Here is a 6,822-nt window from a genome sequence, read left to right as displayed (position 1 = left end):
CTATTTCTTCAGGAAGCCCTAATATATCAATAAAGAATGATTTAAGGACAAGATGCTTCTGATATACCTCACTTCCCCGCAACTTACCTTCATCTGTGAGTAGAATACTGCCATAAGGCTCATGCTGAACAAATCCGCATTGCTCCAGTTTCTTTACGGCTGAAACTATTGATGACTTGCGAACCTCCATCCTGGCAGCAATATCTGTTATTCGGATAGTGCCATCTACCTGAGAAAGCAAATAAATTGTTTCTAGGTAATCCTCTATGCTGTGTGTAAGCTTCTTATTCATAGATAACCCTTTATATTCTTATGTAACAATTATTTGCCCCTTCTATCTTTTGTCAAAGTTTTTTCTCTGAATGAGCTTACTCACACGTCGGACACAGGACAATCGAAATCTTCTTAACTAAACCATCCCATCTCACTATTCCTGTTAATGCAGTGAACAAAGTGAACATAGTAAAGAAATCCCTTTCTTATCCGAGCTCGTTCTGCTATAGTTGTGTTCTTTACAAAAAATCTCCCTAGTCTGTCTGCATTATTATATATTTTTAAGATTTTACTCTCTTTCTGTTATTTCTGATACTAACATCTCAATTTGATCACCAACTTCTCTCAATAATTTCTCTTTTGTATTATAATCAGTATGAATCTGCTTTATTTCATACAAGTATTTCTTAAAATCATTAACTTCAACCATCCCTCTATCTACTTTATCCGTTGATACATCACCAATTTTGAAATAAACATATAGGTATTTGAGGTTTTCCCCTTTTTGAAATTCACTGAAGGCTAAATCAAATTCTTCTTTCGTATGCTCACCTACTTTAGTAAAAAACAGGGATATGAAAATATCACACTCATGTATCATTTTATTAAGATATTTCTGATAATTATCTTTATAGAAACTTTTTAATTTTTCTTCCCACATAATCATTTTAAGTACAATTCCCTGTGAACTAATATCTGAATTTATTAGATCGGTAAGTTCTTTAATTGCTATTCTATCCTCCTCAAGTTCATTTGAAGATGCCAGGAATATTTTTATTTCTCTTTTCTCCTTCGTATTTTCAGGGATAATATCTTGAATAGGAACTATGATCTTCAATAGCTCATCGACCCTCACAGGATCAAAACTATTTTCACATTCTACGGTCTGTCTTCCTTTTTCCTGTCTTCTTCGAAGAGCTGAAAAATTGAAATAATACGGATCACCGGACTCACGGCATTGTTTACAGATACAGGGGATCAATTCTTTATAATTAAGTTTCTGGTATGGTTCCAGTTCTTCTTTTATCTTCTCCCGAATAATTGCCAGTAATCCTTCCTTATTCAATCCCCATATTCTGATCTTGTATCTATTCACAGCTTCATAAGGCACAATTATTTCAGCATAAGTTCTATCATATTCAATATTAACACCCCGCCGCCAGACATATTCCTGATTCTTTATATATTTATGCAAAGCAACAATTATCTTGGGAAATAATCCGTCGGGCATGTATTTATCAAATTCATAAATAAAAACCAGAATTCCTGCTTTATTACTATGTTCCCATTCCTTATACGGCATTGCCTCAGATAAATATGCAGGAACAATATATTTATTACTTCTTGGAACCTGATACATTAATCCGAATTTGTGCATCAATTGAGTTAACTTCTTCTTTTCTATAACCGACTCATCTTTCCAGATTGTTTTTATATCCCCATCCCAGATTTCCCCCTTCCTCTTTATTATCAGTTTATGATCAAGTACTTCATATATTTTTTTCACTAACCAGTTAGAATCAAGAAAAATCCTTTCGCATAGTAAATCATCTTCAATAAAATGAGTAAATACTCCAATCCTGTTTAAATATGCACTCAGAGTCTCTATTTCACTTTCACCTGTTATCTTATATTTTTGGCATATCTCTTTGAATTTATCAAAAGAAATATATTTCTCTTTCACATCTAAAAGGTCTTTTCTTATGTTTATCCAGGAAGGTGGCAAGGGATCGCCTATACCCGGTAATTCCTGCAAAAGGTCTTTTACTTTCTTCTGCATTTTAATTACAGCATTCCGGTCATTTCTCAGATCAACTGCAATAACATCCTTTATTAATTTACTAAATCGGCTTTTATAACCTGCTTCATCAAACACCGGAGCATGTTCCTCTTTAATATTGAATATGATTAATAAAAAACTGCTCTCGCCAGCAAACTGCTCAGCACTATTCAACCAGTAAGTGAAATCAGTTTTGTTTTCTCTGGTATCATCTATAAGTACATAAAACGTCTTATTACTGAAAAATATCTGGTGAGTACCTCGATAAATCTTCTGCCCCCCAAAATCCCATAGATTAACATAAAAGGTTCTTTTCACATTACCATGAACTTTGTCTTCAAATTCAAACTCCCATTTCCCTACATCAATACCCAAAGTAGTATCTTCTTCCTCTGGAAGCTTAGCATCTGCATTCTGTAATTTTACTGCAAATGATGTTTTACCAACCCCGCCTTCTCCTATGATCAGCAGTTTTGACTCATATAAATATTCTGTTGCTCCTTCTACTTTTAATCTTTTGAAATAATCTATTATCGACTGCTTACCTCCTTTGATAATATCAAGAGGCACATTTTCGATCGGATTACTATATAAGTTTATTGCCTCTTGATGATAATTATCTTTGTAAGTAATCTCCATATTATAGTCTGTTAACCATTTCTCAATTTTCTTAATTTTATTATAACTTAGGTCTAAAAAATTCAGTTTAACCAGTTTATGTAAGGGTGAAAGATCGCTGACTTTGTTAACACTCAGCATCAATGACTTTAGTTTAACCAATCCCTGTAAGGGTGAAAGATCGCTAATTTTGTTATCATTTAGATTCAATGAATCAAGGTTAACCAAATCCTGTAAGGGAGTAAGATCGTTGACTTGATTATCTTCCAGGTTTAAATAATTCAGGTTAACCAGTTCCTGTAAGGGTGATAGATCGCTGACTTTGTTATACCTCAGATTTAATGAATTCAAGTTAACCAGTCCCTGCAAGGGTAATAGATCGCTGACTTGATTATTCGTCAGGTTTAATGATTTCAAGTTAACCAGTTCCTGTAAGTGAGTAAGATTGCTGAGTTCATTACTCATCAAGTTGAATGAATTGAGATTAACCAACCCCTGTAAGGGAGTAAGATCGTTGACTCGATTATTAAACAGGTCTAATGAATTGAGATTAACCATTCCCTGTAAGGGTGATAGATCGCTGACTTGATTATGACTCAGGTCTAATGATTTCAGATTTACCAGCCCCTGTATAGGAGTAAGATCGCTGACTTGATTATAATTCAGGTCTAATGAATTGAGATTAATCAATCCCTGTAACGGTGATAGATCGCTTACTTGATTATAACTCAGGGCAAATAAATTGAGATTAATCAGTCCCTGTAAGGGTGATAGATCATTGACTTTGTTACCATCCAGCTCTAATGAATTGAGCTTAACCAGTCCCTGTATGGGTGATAGATCGATGATTTCATTATAACTCAGGTTTAATGAACTCAAGTTAACCAGTCCCTGTAAGGGTGAAAGATCGCTGATCTGATTATTATACAAGCCTAATGACTTGAGTTTAACCAGTCCCCTTAATGGTGAAATGTCACGAATACTATCCCATTGACTATCTGATGATGTCTGGTCGTCTGAATTACGAGTTTTTGATATATATTTTTTGAGACCAAAACCAAGATTCAATTCATTTAAATTAGTAAGAAGCTCTAAAACTCTAATATCTCTGACATCATTATCAAACAAACTCAAACTGGTCAAGTTTCTAAGTTTCTTTAAATATCTTATATCAATAATATCATTTTCACTTAAGTCCAATGCAGATAGAGATTTTAATTGTTTCAGATAGTTAATTGTCTTATTCAGGTCATTTAATCCTGTATTTATCAACGATATCCTGGTAATATCTCCGTTTTCATTTAACTGGTATCCTCTTTCTTCATCACCTTCTATAATTTCAAAACCAATCACATCACTGATTTTGTTGATAATTTCAATATCTGTCATTTTCATACTCCCTTTCAGTAATATCATATCTTCTGGCTTAATTATTATCCAATTCCGTCTTTCATTATATGTTAAAGTGAAATAATATGTATCTTTTTGTCAATAATAATCATATATCTGTTCGGTTATTCATTTAGTTATTATCCATTTAAGGAAATAATATTACAGCACCCTACGGAGCGAAGGAGCGAAGGAGCGAAAGAGCGAAGGAGTGACGGAGTGACGAAGTGACGAAGTGACGAAGTGACTACTCGACTTAAAGACAGCACGACTTAAAGACTTCAGGACTGATAGACTTAAAAAAAAATATTATCAACGAAAATCGCGAATATGCACGAAAAAGTGTAGAAGAATAAAAAAACTCGTGATTAAGCTCAAAAAAATCTCTTCTTCAGTGTTTTTCAGTGCCTTCAGTGGTTCAAACTCTTACATCTTGTCAGCCTATGGCTGATTACATTATCGGTGCTCATCAGTGTAATCCGCCTGCCGTGCCGTAGCCTTCTACATGAACCATATTAGATTTGTCTTTGCTTGAAATCTAAGAAAAACAGATTGGTTTTAAGGGGAAAGTAAGCAGGACGACTAACGAAGCCTAGACCTCGAGTCTCTGCACAAGTCTGTCGCCTGCTTACAATCCGTATTGGTTGATTAGACCTCGAGTCTTCGTTAACCGGAAGGTAGGATAAAAGCAGACTTGCTTTCCCCCAAAATAAATAATAGGAGAAAACAATGAATGAAAAGACACTTTCATACACTGCTTTCTGTGGCATTGATATTTCAAAAGACAGTTTTGATTATTGCTTGCTTAATCAAAGTAAGCAAATTATCTGCCACAGCAAACTTCCAATGACCATTGACTCTTTAAAAAACATTAAAAGAATCGCAGAGGCGGATGTCAATCAAAACACCATTTTTGTAATGGAATCTACTGGTAAGTACCATCGCAGAGTCAGTAATTATTTAGTTGATAATGGATTCGATGTATGTGTATTGCAGCCATTACTGATCAAAAAATACAATGAATCAAAGGACCTGCGTAAGACAAAAACAGATAAAAAAGACGCAAAGTTGATTGCTGAATATGCTGTTGATAATCATAACTCGCTGCATCTTTATAATCCAGAACATGATGCATTTAAAGAACTATCAAGGTATAGACAAAGTTTAGTAAGAGCCTTGAGTTCTCAGAAAACAACTTTCAAAGAGATGATGGTCTCAATATTTCCAGAGTTAGTAAGTCTTAAAAAGGATTTCATTTACCGCAAAACTATCCTGTATTTGTTACGTGTATGTTGTCTTCCTGTTAAGCTAAGTAAAATGAGGATTTTAACCATAGAAAAGATGCTGAAAAAGTGCAAAGCTACCAGGCTATCTATCACTGCAGCCCAACTCAAAGAAATGGCTAAGACATCCATTGGGATCGCAACTGAGACTTCCCAGTTTATTATTACAGAGCTTATTGATGAGATTCTTGAGAAGATGTCACGCATTAAAAAAGTAGAGGCAGAATTAGAAAAGCAGACAGCGGGTAAATATGACAATGAAATTGAGATAATAACCTCGATTGAAGGAATAGGTAATTCTACAGCATTAAGTTTTTTAATTGAGACCAAAGATCTAAGTTTGTTTTCAGATTGGAAGAAATTGAGTGCTTACGCTGGTATTGATCCTAGCATTTCTCAAAGCGGAAGTTCAGTTAATAAAAAGGGTAAAATCTCAAAAAGAGGAAATAAATATTTACGAAGTACGCTGTTTTTAATGGCAGCTTCTGTTTTCAAGCACAGTGAGAGATATGGTATTTATTATCAGAAAAAGCGGGATGAGGGAAAAGAGTATAAAAAGACTATTATTGCAATTGCAAATAAACTATTAAAACTGATATATTCATTACTAAAAAAAGGGGAGTTTTATGATCCAAATTATGAGGAAAAGTTATCCCTGGAACGGTTATGTTAAAAAAGTTAGTTAATTATGTTTAAAGTTAACACGATATGTGAATCGCCCTACACATTTTGAGGTGTTATTACACCGAAATTTGTGGAGGGCTGATAATATAGTTGACTTGTGCGAAGGATGGTGGCTAAAAAATTCTTACACCACATTCCCCTTCACTCAATCCATAAAACCCTATTCCGCACACTTCCAGCAGATCACCCAGCGTTTCCACTCCCGGCAGCCAGTTAGTGGGCGAGAGCTCTTCCAGATCAAACCCCAATATCCCTCCTGCCCGGAACACAAGTTTACTCCACAAATTATGCTGCCTCACTATCTTCCACCGTTTCCGGTAATTCGCATCAAACCACCGGATATGATACTTTTCCCACACCTTTCTAAAGTCAGTTGAAGCCGCACTCCAGCACCCGTGTACCCGCTTTTGCACCTTATAATAATAATCCCCCTGCTCCGTGTGCTCATGCTCAAAACTGCTCCGAATATACATAAACCACTTCCGAAAATGGCTCCGGTACAATACCCCAGACTCCGTTTTACCCACTAAATATTGGAAAAATACATGCGGTTCCACTCCCCGGCGATAAATCCGTAAAGCCCGAAAACGCGGATCAGGAGACAGCAAAACCTCCTGAAGATGCTCATCCCACCAGGCACTATAAACCGTTTCCAAATCCTCAACATCATCAATTACCACTACCTGACGCTGACTATATAACCTGCTGCCGTTATAGCAATTAATGATATATTCCCCGCCTGCAAATTGCTGGCTGAATTTACTCCGTGGTGCCAGTTTAAGATTCAAATGCGTA

General features: G+C 35.5%; 4 protein-coding genes. 1 reads left to right on the top strand and 3 read right to left on the bottom strand.

Annotated elements, in window-relative coordinates:
* Both RAO94_04245 and RAO94_04240 read right to left on the bottom strand, forming a co-directional pair.
* A partial coding sequence (locus RAO94_04245) for a metal-dependent transcriptional regulator (GenBank protein ID MDP8321545.1) occupies nt 1-292 on the bottom strand: 292 nt, incomplete at its 3' end.
* 270 nt (nt 293-562) lie between these two features.
* Nucleotides 563-4,060, bottom strand: a complete 3,498-nt coding sequence (locus tag RAO94_04240; protein MDP8321544.1) for a COR domain-containing protein — start codon at nt 4,058-4,060, stop codon at nt 563-565.
* A 729-nt stretch (nt 4,061-4,789) separates the two neighbouring features.
* Between RAO94_04240 and RAO94_04235 the strand changes: the two genes are divergently transcribed.
* Nucleotides 4,790-6,016 carry an IS110 family transposase gene (locus RAO94_04235; protein ID MDP8321543.1) on the top strand — a complete coding sequence of 409 codons (1,227 nt, stop codon included), beginning with the start codon at nt 4,790-4,792 and terminating at the stop codon, nt 6,014-6,016.
* A gap of 124 nt (nt 6,017-6,140) precedes the next feature.
* On the opposite strand, the gene RAO94_04230 is transcribed toward RAO94_04235, so the two are convergent.
* Nucleotides 6,141-6,822, bottom strand: a 682-nt coding sequence (locus RAO94_04230; GenBank protein MDP8321542.1) for a hypothetical protein, incomplete at its 5' end; no start/stop codon positions are given.

Source organism: Candidatus Stygibacter australis (assembly GCA_030765845.1).
GTDB classification, from domain to species: Bacteria; Cloacimonadota; Cloacimonadia; order Cloacimonadales; family TCS61; genus Stygibacter; species Stygibacter australis.
Note: the sequence above shows the minus strand (reverse complement) of the source record. Positions and strands in the feature narration are given on the sequence as shown.